Raw genomic sequence first — 13,603 nt, 5'->3', positions numbered from 1 at the left:
CAGTTATGAATAGGTTTTTTTCCGGTCGTTCCGACATGCCCTTTGCCATGCTGCTCCTGGCGCCCAGCTTGTTGCTGCTGGGCGGTCTGGTCGCCTGGCCGATGATATCGAATATCGAAATCAGCTTCCTGCGGTTACCGCTGAACCCGCGCATTGAGTCTACCTTTGTCGGACTTGAGAACTACATGCGTATCCTGACCGACCCGGGTTTTTGGCATTCGCTCTGGATGACGGTCTGGTATACCACGCTGGTGGTGGCGGGGAGTACGGCGCTGGGACTTGGCGTGGCGATGTTCTTTAACCGCGAATTTCGCCTGCGTAAGACCGCGCGCTCGCTGGTGATCCTCTCGTACGTGACGCCATCGATCTCGCTGGTCTTTGCATGGAAGTACATGTTCAACAATGGCTACGGCATTGTGAACTACCTGGGTGTCGATTTACTCCATCTCTACGACCAGGCGCCGCTGTGGTTTGACAACCCCGGAAGCAGCTTTGTTTTAGTGGTGCTGTTCGCCATCTGGCGTTACTTCCCTTACGCATTTATTTCGTTTTTAGCCATTTTGCAGACCATTGATAAATCGCTGTATGAAGCGGCAGAGATGGACGGCGCTAATGCCTGGCAACGTTTTCGTATCGTCACATTGCCCGCCATTATGCCCGTGCTGGCGACGGTCATTACGTTACGCACCATCTGGATGTTTTACATGTTCGCCGACGTTTATCTGCTGACGACCAAGGTGGATATCCTCGGGGTGTATCTCTACAAAACAGCATTTGCATTTAATGACTTAGGTAAAGCAGCCGCAATCTCTGTGGTGCTCTTTATCATCATCTTTGCCGTCATTTTGCTGACCAGAAAACGGGTGAATCTCAATGGCAACAAATAAACGCATACTGGGTCGTATCGGCTTTTACTGCGGCCTGGCGCTGTTCCTTATCATCACGCTGTTTCCTTTCTTCGTGATGCTGATGACGTCGTTCAAGAGCGCGAAAGAAGCCATCTCCCTGCACCCGACGCTGCTGCCGCAGCAGTGGACGCTGGAGCACTACGTCGACATTTTTAACCCGCTCATCTTTCCGTTCGTGGATTACTTCCGCAACAGTCTGGTGGTGTCGGTGACGTCATCCGTCGTAGCGGTCTTTTTGGGGACGCTGGGGGCGTATGCCTTGTCGCGCCTGCGTTTTAAAGGGCGTATGACCATCAACGCCAGCTTTTATACGGTGTACATGTTCTCCGGGATTTTGCTGGTTGTTCCGCTGTTCAAGATCATCACGGCGCTCGGTGTTTATGACACAGAGATGGCGCTGATCATCACCATGGTGACGCAAACGCTGCCGACCGCCGTCTTCATGCTGAAAAGCTACTTCGACACCATTCCGGATGAAATTGAAGAAGCGGCGATGATGGACGGGCTGAACCGTCTGCAAATCATCTTCCGCATCACGGTGCCGCTGGCGATATCGGGGCTGGTGTCGGTATTTGTTTACTGCTTTATGGTGGCCTGGAACGACTATCTGTTCGCATCTATTTTCCTCTCCAGCGCCAGCAATTTCACACTTCCGGTGGGGCTGAACACCTTGTTTAGCACGCCTGACTATATCTGGGGACGCATGATGGCCGCCTCGCTGGTTACGGCATTGCCTGTCGTCATCATGTACGCGCTCTCCGAACGTTTTATTAAGAGTGGTTTGACCGCGGGTGGCGTGAAGGGCTAAAGCGGCCAGTTCAATAAAGGAGTTGTAAATGAAAAAGTTAATTGCCACTGAACCGCGCGTTGCGGCGCTTGTGGAGTATGAAGACCGTCCGGTTTTGGCGAACGAAGTGAAAATCCGGGTGTTGTTCGGCGCGCCGAAGCATGGCACTGAAGTGGTCGATTTCCGCGCCGCCAGTCCGTTCATTGATGAAGATTTCAATGCCGAGTGGCAAATGTTTATGCCGCGTCCGGAAGGCGCGCCACGCGGTATCGAATTCGGCAAATTCCAGCTCGGCAATATGGTGGTGGGCGACATTATTGAATGTGGCAGCGACGTGAGCGATTACGCAGTGGGTGACCGCGTCTGTGGATACGGTCCGCTCAGTGAGACCGTCATTATCAATGCCGTGAATAACTATAAGTTACGCAAGATGCCGGAAGGCAGTTCCTGGAAAAATGCGGTCTGCTATGACCCTGCGCAATTTGCCATGAGCGGCGTGCGTGATGCCAACGTGCGTGTGGGTGATTTTGTGGTGGTTGTCGGCTTGGGGGCGATTGGCCAGATTGCCGTTCAGTTAGCGAAGAAAGCCGGGGCCTCGGTGGTGATTGGTGTTGATCCTATCGCTCACCGCTGCGATATCGCGCTGCGTCATGGCGCCGATTTCTGTCTGAATCCTCTGGGCACCGACGTGGGCATGGAAATTAAAAAGCTCACAGGGAAGCAGGGTGCTGACGTGATCATCGAAACCAGCGGTTACGCCGATGCGCTGCAGTCCGCGCTGCGTGGCCTGGCGTACGGCGGCACGATCTCCTATGTGGCATTTGCTAAACCGTTCGCAGAAGGGTTTAACCTCGGCCGCGAAGCGCATTTCAACAACGCCAAAATTGTCTTTTCTCGCGCCTGCAGCGAACCGAACCCGGATTACCCGCGCTGGAGCCGCAAACGTATTGAAGAGACCTGCTGGGAATTACTGATGAACGGTTATCTCGATTGTGAAGAGCTGATCGACCCGGTTGTCACCTTTGCCAACAGCCCGGAAAGCTACATGCAGTATGTAGACCGTCACCCGGAGCAGAGCATCAAAATGGGCGTCACGTTTTAATTCGAAAGGAATGTAAAAAGATGAAAATCGGAACACAGAATCAGGCGTTCTTCCCGGAAAATATTCTGGAAAAATTTCGTTATATCAAAGAAATGGGATTTGATGGCTTCGAAATTGACGGCAAATTACTGGTCAATAACCTTGAAGAAGTCAAAGCGGCGATTAAAGAAACCGGCCTGCCGGTGACGACCGCCTGCGGTGGATATGATGGCTGGATTGGCGATTTTATCGAAGAGCGCCGCCTGAACGGACTAAAGCAGATCGAGCGCATTCTGGAAGCGCTGGCAGAGGTCGGCGGTAAAGGCATTATCGTCCCGGCGGCGTGGGGCATGTTCACCTTCCGTCTGCCGCCGATGACCTCTCCGCGCAGCCTGGAAGGCGATCGCAACGCGGTGAGCGACTCGTTACGGGTACTTGACAAGGTTGCGCAACGCACCGGCACCGTGGTGTATCTGGAGCCGCTCAACCGCTATCAGGATCACATGATCAACACGCTCGCGGATGCCCGCCGTTATATCGTTGAAAACGATCTGAAACATGTACAGATCATCGGCGATTTCTATCACATGAATATCGAAGAAGACGATATGGCGAAGGCGTTGCATGACAACCGCGATCTTCTCGGTCATGTGCATATCGCGGACAACCATCGTTATCAGCCGGGTTCCGGCACCCTGAACTTTGGCGCGCTGTTCGATCAACTGCGTCAGGATAATTATCAGGGCTACATCGTGTATGAAGGTCGGGTCAGGGCAGACAACTTGCCGGAAGCCTACCGTCAGTCATTGGCCTGGCTGCGTACGTGCTAAGAGGATCTCTGTGAAGAGTGCAACGACAAACTCGCCCCTGCGTGTCGCCATTATCGGCGCCGGTCAGGTGGCGGATAAAGTTCATGCGTCGTACTACTGCACCCGTGCTGATCTTGAACTGGTGGCTGTCTGTGACAGCCGCCTGTCTCAGGCGCAGATGCTGGCAGAAAAGTACGGTAATGCGCAGGTATGGGACGACCCGCAGGCCATGCTCGATCAGGTCAAGCCCGATGTTGTCAGTATCTGCTCACCAAACCGTTTTCATTATGAGCACACCATGATGGCGCTCAACGCCGGTTGCCACGTGATGTGCGAAAAGCCGCCGGCCATGACACCGGAAGAAGCGGAGGAGATGTGCAGAACTGCCCGTCGAATGGGTAAGGTGCTGGCTTATGACTTCCACCACCGATTTGCACTCGATACCCAAATGCTCCGTGAACAGGTGACGGCCGGGGTATTAGGTGAAATCTATGTGACCAACGTTAAAGCGCTGCGTCGCTGCGGTGTGCCGGGTTGGGGCGTCTTTACAAACAAAGAATTACAGGGCGGCGGCCCGCTGATTGATATCGGTATTCATATGCTGGATGCCGCGATGTATGTACTGGGGTTTCCGGCGGTCAAACGCGTCCATGCCCACAGTTTTCAAAAGATTGGCACTCGCAAAAATAGCGGCCAGTTCGGTGAGTGGGACCCGAGTACGTACACCGTTGAAGATGCGCTGTTTGGCACCGTTGAATTCCACAATGGGGGCATTTTGCGGCTCGAAACGTCCTTTGCGCTCAATATTGTCGAACAGTCGGTGATGAACGTGAATTTCTGCGGCGATAAAGCTGGCGCGACGCTGTTTCCTGCGCAGGTTTATAACGATCAGAACGGGGAATTAAACATTCTGTTTAAGCGCGAGCTTGCGGATGACAATCGACATTTTCGCAGTATGGACGCGTTTGTGAATCACGTTCAGGGGGCGCCAGTCATGATTGCTGATGCTGAGCAAGGATTTGTGATTCAACAACTGGTCGCTGCGTTATACCAATCCGCCGAAACAGGAAAAAGCGTGGAATTATGACTAAGCCTGTAATGCTAACTGACGGCGCATTTTGCCTGCACAGCCTGAATAAATACGCATCGTTGATGACGACAGGCAATGGTTACATGGGGATCCGTGCCACCCATGAAGAAGATTACACGGTTCAAACCCGCGGTATGTACCTTGCCGGGATTTATCATCGTGCGGGGAAAGGCGAGATCAACGAACTGGTCAATCTTCCCGATGTTGTCGGGGTACACATAACGCTGAATGGCGAGATTTTTTCTCTGCAAAGCGGTGTGGTTGAAGACTGGCAGCGTGAACTTGATCTCGCCAGCGGGGAGTTGCGTCGCTCTCTCCTCTGGCATGCGCCAAAGGGCGGGCGTTTTCGTATTGAAAGTCGTCGTTTTGTCTCGACGGAGTCATTACCTCTGTTCGCGATGGAGCTCTCGATTACCCCGCTGGACGGTGACGCCGCGATCACGCTGTCAACAGGCATTGATGCCACGGTCACCAATCATGGTCGCCAGCATCTGGATGAAACACAAGTCCGGGTATTCGGTCAAAACCTGCTGCAAGGGGTTTACACCACCCAGGATGGCCGTACCGATATTGTGATTTCTGCGGCCTGTCGTGTGGATGGCGAGGTGCAGCGCTGCTTCACGGCGAAAGACCGCCGCCTGATGCAACACAACAGCGTGCAGGCGAGCGCAGGACAGCGTATCACGCTGGAAAAACTGGTCTGGATTGAATGGACCAGCGAGCGCAGCACCTCGATTGAAAACTGGGCAAGCCAGTCGCTGAATCAACTGGAAAACTGTGCCGGACTCGGCTACGCGGCGTTGAAAGCGCATTCAGATGCAAACTGGCGCCACTGGTGGCAACGTCACCGCGTCGTCCTTGAAAGCACAAATGAGGAAGATCAGCGCGCGCTGGACTTTGCCCTCTATCATTTGCGCATTATGACGCCGTCACACGATGAGCGTAGCAGCATTGGCGCGAAAGGTATGACCGGTGAAGGTTACAAAGGCCACGTATTCTGGGATACCGAAGTCTTTTTGCTGCCATTCCATCTGTTTACCGATCCGGCAATCGCCCGTGGGTTGCTGCGATATCGTTGGCACAATTTACCGGGCGCGAAAGAAAAAGCCCGTCGAAATGGTTGGCAGGGCGCGCTGTTTCCCTGGGAAAGCGCACGCAGCGGTGAAGAAGAGACACCGGAATTCGCGGCGATCAATATTCGTACCGGTCTGCGGCAAAAAGTGGCCTCCGCGCAGGCAGAGCACCACCTGGTGGCGGATATCGCGTGGGCCGTTGTGGGCTACTGGCAGGTGACAGGCGACATCGATTTCATGAAGCGTGAAGGGATGACGCTGTTGCTGGAAACCGCAAAATTCTGGTTAAGCCGCGCCACCGAGATTAATGGTCGGCTGGAAATCCATGATGTGATCGGGCCCGATGAGTATACCGAGCATGTGAATAACAATGCCTTCACCAGTTATATGGCCTATTACAACGTCGAACAGGCGCTCCATTTTGCCCGTATGTTCGGTAGTGCTGATGAAGCCTTTCTTCACCGTGCTGAGAACTTCTTACAACGGTTGTGGCGTCCGGAAGTTCAGGAAGATGGTGTGCTCGCACAAGATGATACCTTCCTCAGCAAGCCGTGTATTGAACTCAGCAAGTATAAGGTAAAGGCAGGAAAACAAACGATTTTACTCGACTATTCGCGTGCTGAAGTCAATGAGATGCAGATTCTCAAGCAGGCGGATGTGGTGATGCTGACCTATATGTTGCCTGAACTTTTCAGCCCGCAGTCATGTCTGGCGAACCTGCGTTTTTACGAACCGCGAACCATCCATGACTCCTCTCTGAGCAAAGCGATACATGGCATTGTGGCTGCACGCTGCGGTGACCCGGCGCTGGGTTACCGCTTCTGGCAAGAGGGAACGCAGATCGATTTGGGCGAAGATCCGCACAGCTGTGATGACGGTATTCATGCTGCGGCGACTGGAGCTATCTGGTTAGGGGCGATACAGGGATTTGCCGGTTTAAGCCTGTATCAGGGGGCATTGCATCTCGCGCCGCGTTTACCTTCCGGCTGGAAACGCCTCTCTTTCCCGCTCATTTGGCAGGGCAGCGAAATGCACTTTTCCATCACGGCGGATGAAGTCAGCGTCACCAGTGCGACTGCCGTTCAGTTCTGGCTTAATGGACATTTGATGACGGTACAGGGCCAGCACATTTTGAAATTAAATGATTTTATTGCGCCCAAAATTGGGACCGCTACCATGGAGGCGGAATGAAACCTCAGGCTATCATCTTTGACCTGGACGGCGTGATTACCGATACCGCGCATCTCCACTTTCTGGCCTGGAAGCAGATTGCTGATGAAATCGGGATTCAGATCGATGAGGTTTTTAACGACAGCTTAAAAGGCATTAGCCGGATGGATTCGTTGCGACGCATTCTCCAGCACGGCGGCAAAGAAGGGGCGTTCAGCCCTGAGGAATGTGTTGCACTGGCGACCCGTAAAAATGCGCTTTACGTTGACTCCCTGCGCGAGTTGACCTCCCGCTCAGTGTTGCCGGGGATCCGGGAACTGTTGGGTGAGTTGCGCACGCAGGGGATCCCGATTGGTCTGGCATCGGTATCGCTGAATGCGCCGGTCATTTTGCAGGCTCTGGACATTGAGCACTATTTTGATTTCTGCGCGGATGCCGCAAAAATTACCTTATCAAAGCCGGACCCTGAGATTTTTATCGCAGCATGCCGTGGATTAGGTGTCACTCCCGCAGAATGTATTGGCATTGAGGATGCTCAGGCTGGCATTGATGCGATCAACGCCAGCGGTATGCGCTCCATCGGCATTGGTTCTGGCTTAACCGGCGCTGGAATGCTACTTCCTTCAACGCAATATTTGACGTGGCCGTGCTTATCGGCTTTCTGGCAAAACGAAAAGTAAGGGAATCAACATGGCACAGCTTTCGTTGAAACATATTCAAAAGATTTACGATAACCAGGTCCATGTGGTTAAAGACTTCAACCTGGAAATCGAAGATAAAGAGTTCATTGTCTTTGTCGGGCCATCAGGCTGCGGCAAATCGACCACGCTGCGCATGATCGCCGGACTGGAAGAGATCAGCGGTGGAGAACTGTTGATCGACGGCAAACGCATGAACGACGTTCCGGCCAAAGCGCGCAACATTGCCATGGTTTTCCAGAACTATGCGTTGTATCCGCATATGAGCGTGTACGACAACATGGCGTTTGGGCTGAAAATGCAGAAAATTGACCCAGGCGTTATTGATGAACGTGTGAACTGGGCAGCGCAAATACTGGGTTTACGTGACTATCTGAAGCGCAAACCGGGGGCGTTGTCCGGCGGTCAGCGCCAGCGTGTGGCGCTGGGGCGTGCGATTGTCCGTGAGGCAGGGGTGTTCCTGATGGATGAACCGCTCTCTAACCTTGATGCCAAACTGCGTGTTCAGATGCGAGCCGAAATCAGCAAGCTTCATCAAAAACTGAACACCACGATGATCTACGTAACCCATGATCAGACTGAAGCGATGACCATGGCGACCCGCATTGTCATTATGAAAGACGGGATTGTTCAGCAGGTTGGCGCGCCCAAAACGGTATATAACCATCCTGCCAATATGTTTGTGGCCGGATTTATTGGTTCACCGTCAATGAATTTTATTCGTGGCGCGATTGATGGGGATAAATTTGTTACTGAAACGCTAAAGTTAACCATCCCAGAAGACAAACTCAGCATTTTGAAAAAACAGGGGTATGACCATAAAGCCGTTGTCATGGGGATTCGTCCTGAAGATATCCAGCCTGATGCATTATCTGATAATAATGTTGCGGCGCGGGTAAGCGTGGCGGAATTAACCGGGGCTGAATTTATGCTTTATACCACGGTAGGGGGGCACGAAATGGTGGTACGTGCTGGCGCAATGAATGACTATTCGGCAGGAGATAATATCACCATACATTTTGATATGGCTAAATGCCATTTCTTTGATGATGAAACGGAAATTGCGATCCAATAAAGCTCACAAAATAATTTGAATGGCGATAGTGCTGAAAGTGCATTAATCCAGAGGGGATGCCGATGGTATTCCCTTTGGAGACATTAACTGCCAGAAGTCGTCTCAATTTAAAAATGACGAGTTTACATATATCGGGGGATTCCTCCCGGTTGTAATTGCTTTTTTGTTAGACTTTTAACAAGGAACATAAATGAAAACCTTACTGTCCTCTACAGCGCTGCTGATGTGCGCCGGGATGGCCTGCGCGCAGGCTGCTGAAAACGATGACTGGCATTTCAATGTGGGTGCCATGTATGAAATAGAAAACGTAGAAGGCCATGCCGAAGATATGGACGGTTTATCAGAACCGTCAGTCTGGTTTAATGCCTCGAATGGTCCGTGGAAAATCTCACTGGCTTATTATCAGGAAGGTCCTGTTGATTACAGTAGCGGTTCTCGTGGTACCTGGTTTGATCGTCCTGAATTAGATATTCGTTATCAGATTACTGAAAGTGATGATTTCTCTTTTGGTCTGACGGGCGGATTACGTAATTATGGTTATCATTTTGAAGATGATCATGGCGGCGATGCGGGTACAGCAAATATGCAACGCTGGAAAATACAGCCCGACTGGGATGTTAAACTGAATGATGACTGGCGCTTCAGTGGCTGGTTCTCTATGTACAAGTTTGTCAACGATCTGGATGAAACGGGTTATTCGGATAGCCGCGTGGAAACAGAAACCGGTTTAACGTACAGAATCAATGATACCTTTTCTGTTGTGGCCAACTACTATTTAGAACGTGGCTTTAATATGGACAGTTCGCGCAATAATGGTGAATTCTCCACGCAGGAAATCCGTGCATATTTACCTATTTCATTAGGCAATACCACGCTGACGCCGTATACCCGTATCGGTCTCGACCGCTGGTCTAACTGGGACTGGCAGGATGACATCGCACGCGAAGGGCATGATTTCAATCGTCTTGGTATGCTCTACGGCTATGATTTCCAGAATGGACTGTCAGTGTCGCTGGAGTATGCGTTCGAGTGGGAAGACCATGATGAAGGTGAAAGCGATAAATTCCATTATGCTGGCGTAGGATTCAATTACGCCTTCTAATGGGGAAGGGGCATGAAAATGCCCCTTTTTTTATTTAAGTGTCTTTGGCAACGATATTTGCGTGGCAACCGTGATATTTTGTAATTGTTTTTGACCAGCGATCAATTTAAACAGGAGATCGCAACTTTTTTCTCCCAACGCTTGCGTCGGTACATCAATACCGCCCGGTGGAGGGGTCAAAATAAATGAAAGCATTTCATTGCTGTAACCCACAACGGCCAGTTTATCCGGAATGACAATATTTTTTTCCGCAGCTACGCGATAGATGCTCATCAGTTTAAGACTGTCTGTGGCGAATACCGCATCCGGAAGCGATTCTTGACTTAATAATTCCCGTGCGGCAGTTAACGCACTCTCGTGGGTATATCCACCATCGACGATCCATTCTGATCGGCTAGGGAGTGCATGTGCTTGCAGGCTGTATTTATATCCGTTAACGCGATCAATGGAAACATGATAATCAAGCGGGGCGTGCAGACAGGCAATATTTTTATGACCGCTTTCAATGAGGCTATTCGTCAGCGCAACACTATCCTGAAAGTTATCCGTATCAACGGAATAAACATGCGAATACTGCCCTTCAACTTTCCCAATGACCACTACCGGGATTTCGTATTTATTCAGGCGAGCAAAGAAGGTTTCATCTGCCGGAGAACTCAGCATGATAATCCCTTTGATCATTTTTTGTTTTATCTTGCTTTCACATTTTTGTAAATCATCTTCGGTATTTCTTGATGTTTGTAAGATGACATCAAAACCTTCCTCTTCGGCACTGGCCGTGATCACGTGCAGTACTTCAGAGAAAAAGGGGTTTCCGGCGGTGGTTTTAGCAGAACGGGTTGAAATAACCATTATTGCATCAAACCCGGAAGAGGTTAGAGCCCGCGCAAGTTTATTCGGCTGATACTGCAGTTCATCAATGGCGCGTAATACTTTCTCTCGCGCCTCTGGTGAGATATTGGTTTGCTTATTGAGAACGCGTGACACTGTCGATTTTGAAACGCCAGCGACACGCGCAATATCATATATGGTAGGAGACATGTACCCCGAGCCCGTCCGAGAGTTAATGACGCACATCTTATGGAGTTAACTGGCGAATGACAACACAAGGCAGTTGATTATCAACAGCCTGACCCCACATTAATACGAATACGTTATAATTTTTTCGGGCCTTCAGGCACAACGGGATGGCGATGAAGCGATTTAAAAACGAATTCAATGCGCTGGTCAATCGTGGGGTCGACAGACATCTGCGCCTGGCGGTGACCGGACTGAGCCGCAGTGGTAAAACGGCGTTTATCACGGCGATGGTGAATCAACTGCTGAATGTGCATACCGGCGCTCGCCTGCCACTGCTCAGCGCCGTGCGGGAAGAACGTCTGCTCGGGGTAAAGCGGGTGCCGCAACGCGATTTTGGTATTCCGCGTTTTACCTATGATGAGGGGCTGGCCCAGCTTTATGCTCAGCCGCCTGGCTGGCCGACGCCGACGCGCGGCGTGAGTGAAATTCGTCTCGCGTTACGTTACAAATCTAATGATTCCCTTCTGCGCCATTTCAAAGATACGTCCACCCTGTATCTGGAGATTGTGGACTATCCCGGCGAATGGCTGCTCGATTTACCGATGCTGGCACAGGATTACCTGAGCTGGTCACGGCAAATGACAGGGCTGCTACAGGGCAAACGGGGCGAGTGGTCAACCAAATGGCGTCAGTTATGCCAGGGCCTGGATCCGCTGGCGCCCGCCGATGAAAACCGTCTGGCTGACATTGCGGCTGCGTGGACTGATTATCTGCATCAATGCAAACAAGAAGGTTTGCATTTCATTCAACCGGGACGCTTTGTGTTACCGGGGGATATGGCGGGGGCACCGGCCCTGCAATTTTTCCCGTGGCCGGATGTGGATGCGTTTGGCGAATCGAAACTGGCGCAGGCCGACAAACACACTAATGCTGGAATGCTGCGCGAGCGCTTTAATTACTACTGCGAAAAAGTGGTAAAGGGGTTCTACAAAAACCACTTCCTGCGCTTTGATCGTCAGATCGTATTGGTGGACTGTTTGCAGCCGCTCAACAGCGGGCCGCAGGCGTTTAATGATATGCGTCTGGCCTTGACGCAACTGATGCAGAGCTTTCATTACGGTCAGCGTACGTTGTTCCGGCGGCTTTTTTCGCCCGTTATCGACAAACTGCTGTTTGCCGCCACCAAAGCGGATCACGTGACCGTCGATCAACACGCCAATATGGTTTCTTTGCTCCAGCAACTGATCCAGGATGCCTGGCAAAATGCCGCCTTTGAGGGGATCAGTATGGATTGTCTGGGGCTGGCGTCCGTACAGGCGACGACCAGCGGGCTAATTGATGTGAATGGCGAAAAAATCCCTGCGTTGCGTGGAAATCGTCTCAACGACGGTAAACCCCTGACCGTCTATCCTGGGGAGGTGCCCGCGCGTCTGCCCGGACAGGCGTTTTGGGACAGCCAGGGGTTTCAGTTTGAAGCGTTTCGCCCCCAGGTGATGGATGTCGACAAACCGCTGCCACACATTCGTCTGGATGCCGCGCTGGAGTTTTTGATAGGAGATAAATTGCGATGACCGAACCGTTGAAACCGCGTATCGATTTCGCCGGGCCGCTGGAAGCAGAAGTACGTCCGACCTTTAAGTCGCAACAATCCTTCAGCGAAACAGAGGCGCAGACCTTCGCGCCAGCGAAGACAGAAGAGCCGCTGGAGGACGAAGGACAAGCAGAAGCGGTCATTGATGCCGCATTACGTCCGAAACGCAGTCTGTGGCGCAAAATGGTGATGGGCGGCCTGGCCCTGTTTGGCGCCAGCGTCGTCGGCCAGGGCGTTCAGTGGACAATGAATGCCTGGCAAACCCAGGACTGGGCCGCGCTTGGCGGCTGTGCGGCAGGTATGTTGATTATCGGCGCGGGCGTTGGGTCGGTGGCGACCGAGTGGCGTCGGCTGTGGCGGTTACGCCAGCGCGCGCATGAGCGTGATGAAGCGCGTGAGCTGTTACACAGTGTCGGTACCGGTAAAGGGCGCGCGTTTTGCGAGAAACTGGCGCAGCAGGCGGGTATTGATCAGTCACATCCGGCGTTACAACGCTGGTACGCGTCGATTCATGAGACGCAAAATGATCGTGAAGTGGTCAGCCTGTATGCCCATCTGGTGCAACCCGTGCTGGACGCGCAGGCCCGGCGAGAAATCAGCCGCTCGGCGGCGGAATCGACCCTGATGATTGCCGTCAGCCCGTTAGCGCTGGTGGATATGGCCTTTATTGCCTGGCGTAATTTACGCCTGATCAACCGCATCGCCACGTTGTACGGCATTGAACTGGGCTATTACAGCCGCTTGCGGTTATTCCGCCTGGTACTGCTGAACATTGCGTTTGCGGGCGCCAGTGAACTGGTGCGTGAAGTTGGGATGGACTGGATGTCGCAGGATCTGGCTGCACGTCTGTCCACCCGCGCCGCGCAGGGGATAGGCGCCGGGTTGTTGACGGCTCGCCTGGGGATTAAAGCCATGGAGCTTTGCCGTCCTTTGCCGTGGATTGATGATGATAAACCGCGGCTGGGGGATTTTCGGCGCCAGTTGGTGGGGCAGCTCAAAGAGACGCTGCAGAAAAACAAATCTTCCCGCGAAAATTAAACCTGATCTGGGGTGCTGGTCAGTTAAACGCTGGTAAACCGAAAGCCTGAGGTATTTATCCAGAAGAAGTAACATGCTGGTTTTGCGAAGGGTTCCGTTCACTTCATGTTCTTCGCTTCTCTGGCATTTCATGCCCCGTGAACGGGTTAAGGGTGCTATCG

The 13,603-nt window shown here is 52.2% G+C and carries 12 protein-coding genes; 11 read left to right on the top strand and 1 reads right to left on the bottom strand.

What is annotated here, in order from left to right; all coding sequences use genetic code 11:
- Positions 1 to 5: 5 nt before the first annotated feature.
- The 9 genes from AC07UY_RS16805 (at position 6) to AC07UY_RS16765 (ending at position 9,793) form a co-directional block, all read left to right on the top strand.
- Positions 6 to 887 (top strand): carbohydrate ABC transporter permease, encoded by an 882-nt coding sequence (locus AC07UY_RS16805; protein WP_203361058.1) that lies wholly within the window; start codon positions 6 to 8, stop codon positions 885 to 887.
- Positions 874 to 1,716, top strand: coding sequence for a carbohydrate ABC transporter permease (locus tag AC07UY_RS16800; RefSeq protein ID WP_203361059.1), 843 nt, complete (start codon positions 874 to 876; stop codon positions 1,714 to 1,716). The genes AC07UY_RS16805 and AC07UY_RS16800 overlap by 14 nt, the downstream gene beginning before the upstream one ends.
- Positions 1,717 to 1,744: 28 nt before the next feature.
- Positions 1,745 to 2,797, top strand: a complete 1,053-nt coding sequence (ycjQ, locus tag AC07UY_RS16795; RefSeq protein WP_494660565.1) for a D-guloside 3-dehydrogenase — start codon at positions 1,745 to 1,747, stop codon at positions 2,795 to 2,797.
- Between the two features lie 20 nt (positions 2,798 to 2,817).
- A complete protein-coding gene (gene ycjR, locus AC07UY_RS16790) occupies positions 2,818 to 3,606 on the top strand; it encodes a 3-dehydro-D-guloside 4-epimerase (protein ID WP_276295000.1) in 789 nt (262 codons plus the stop codon).
- Positions 3,607 to 3,616: 10 nt separating this feature from the next.
- Positions 3,617 to 4,672 carry a D-glucoside 3-dehydrogenase gene (ycjS, locus tag AC07UY_RS16785; RefSeq protein ID WP_494701618.1) on the top strand — a complete coding sequence of 352 codons (1,056 nt, stop codon included), beginning with the start codon at positions 3,617 to 3,619 and terminating at the stop codon, positions 4,670 to 4,672.
- A complete protein-coding gene (locus AC07UY_RS16780; protein WP_494701617.1) occupies positions 4,669 to 6,939 on the top strand; it encodes a glycoside hydrolase family 65 protein in 2,271 nt (756 codons plus the stop codon). Before ycjS ends, AC07UY_RS16780 begins: the two co-directional genes overlap by 4 nt.
- Positions 6,936 to 7,598, top strand: a complete 663-nt coding sequence (gene pgmB, locus AC07UY_RS16775) for a beta-phosphoglucomutase (RefSeq protein WP_203361064.1) — start codon at positions 6,936 to 6,938, stop codon at positions 7,596 to 7,598. Before AC07UY_RS16780 ends, pgmB begins: the two co-directional genes overlap by 4 nt.
- A 10-nt stretch (positions 7,599 to 7,608) precedes the next feature.
- On the top strand, positions 7,609 to 8,691 hold the full coding sequence (locus tag AC07UY_RS16770) for an ABC transporter ATP-binding protein (protein WP_192612347.1): 1,083 nt from the start codon (positions 7,609 to 7,611) through the stop codon (positions 8,689 to 8,691).
- 190 nt (positions 8,692 to 8,881) lie between these two features.
- Positions 8,882 to 9,793, top strand: a complete 912-nt coding sequence (locus AC07UY_RS16765) for an OmpG family monomeric porin (RefSeq protein WP_203361065.1) — start codon at positions 8,882 to 8,884, stop codon at positions 9,791 to 9,793.
- A gap of 30 nt (positions 9,794 to 9,823) precedes the next feature.
- On the opposite strand, the gene AC07UY_RS16760 is transcribed toward AC07UY_RS16765, so the two are convergent.
- On the bottom strand, positions 9,824 to 10,834 hold the full coding sequence (locus AC07UY_RS16760; protein WP_494701616.1) for a LacI family DNA-binding transcriptional regulator: 1,011 nt from the start codon (positions 10,832 to 10,834) through the stop codon (positions 9,824 to 9,826).
- Between the two features lie 152 nt (positions 10,835 to 10,986).
- Between AC07UY_RS16760 and AC07UY_RS16755 the strand changes: the two genes are divergently transcribed.
- Complete coding sequence (locus AC07UY_RS16755) at positions 10,987 to 12,384, top strand: YcjX family GTP-binding protein (protein WP_494660560.1); 1,398 nt, start codon at positions 10,987 to 10,989, stop codon at positions 12,382 to 12,384.
- Positions 12,381 to 13,442, top strand: a complete 1,062-nt coding sequence (locus AC07UY_RS16750) for a TIGR01620 family protein (RefSeq protein WP_494701615.1) — start codon at positions 12,381 to 12,383, stop codon at positions 13,440 to 13,442. Before AC07UY_RS16755 ends, AC07UY_RS16750 begins: the two co-directional genes overlap by 4 nt.
- Positions 13,443 to 13,603 lie beyond the last annotated feature (161 nt).

Source organism: Citrobacter sp. GW821-FHT02E08, from assembly GCF_059421685.1.
The sequence above is the reverse complement of the archived record's forward strand: the minus strand, read 5'-3'. Positions and strand labels throughout refer to the sequence as shown.

Coding starts and splice junctions, on each gene's coding strand:
- pgmB (WP_203361064.1), top strand. CDS start 6,936: ATGAAACCTCAGGCTATCATCTTTGACCTGGACGGCGTGATTACCGAT.
- AC07UY_RS16805 (WP_203361058.1), top strand. CDS start 6: ATGAATAGGTTTTTTTCCGGTCGTTCCGACATGCCCTTTGCCATGCTG.
- AC07UY_RS16770 (WP_192612347.1), top strand. CDS start 7,609: ATGGCACAGCTTTCGTTGAAACATATTCAAAAGATTTACGATAACCAG.
- AC07UY_RS16765 (WP_203361065.1), top strand. CDS start 8,882: ATGAAAACCTTACTGTCCTCTACAGCGCTGCTGATGTGCGCCGGGATG.
- ycjQ (WP_494660565.1), top strand. CDS start 1,745: ATGAAAAAGTTAATTGCCACTGAACCGCGCGTTGCGGCGCTTGTGGAG.
- AC07UY_RS16780 (WP_494701617.1), top strand. CDS start 4,669: ATGACTAAGCCTGTAATGCTAACTGACGGCGCATTTTGCCTGCACAGC.
- ycjR (WP_276295000.1), top strand. CDS start 2,818: ATGAAAATCGGAACACAGAATCAGGCGTTCTTCCCGGAAAATATTCTG.
- AC07UY_RS16800 (WP_203361059.1), top strand. CDS start 874: ATGGCAACAAATAAACGCATACTGGGTCGTATCGGCTTTTACTGCGGC.
- AC07UY_RS16760 (WP_494701616.1), bottom strand. CDS start 10,834: ATGTCTCCTACCATATATGATATTGCGCGTGTCGCTGGCGTTTCAAAA.
- AC07UY_RS16750 (WP_494701615.1), top strand. CDS start 12,381: ATGACCGAACCGTTGAAACCGCGTATCGATTTCGCCGGGCCGCTGGAA.
- AC07UY_RS16755 (WP_494660560.1), top strand. CDS start 10,987: ATGAAGCGATTTAAAAACGAATTCAATGCGCTGGTCAATCGTGGGGTC.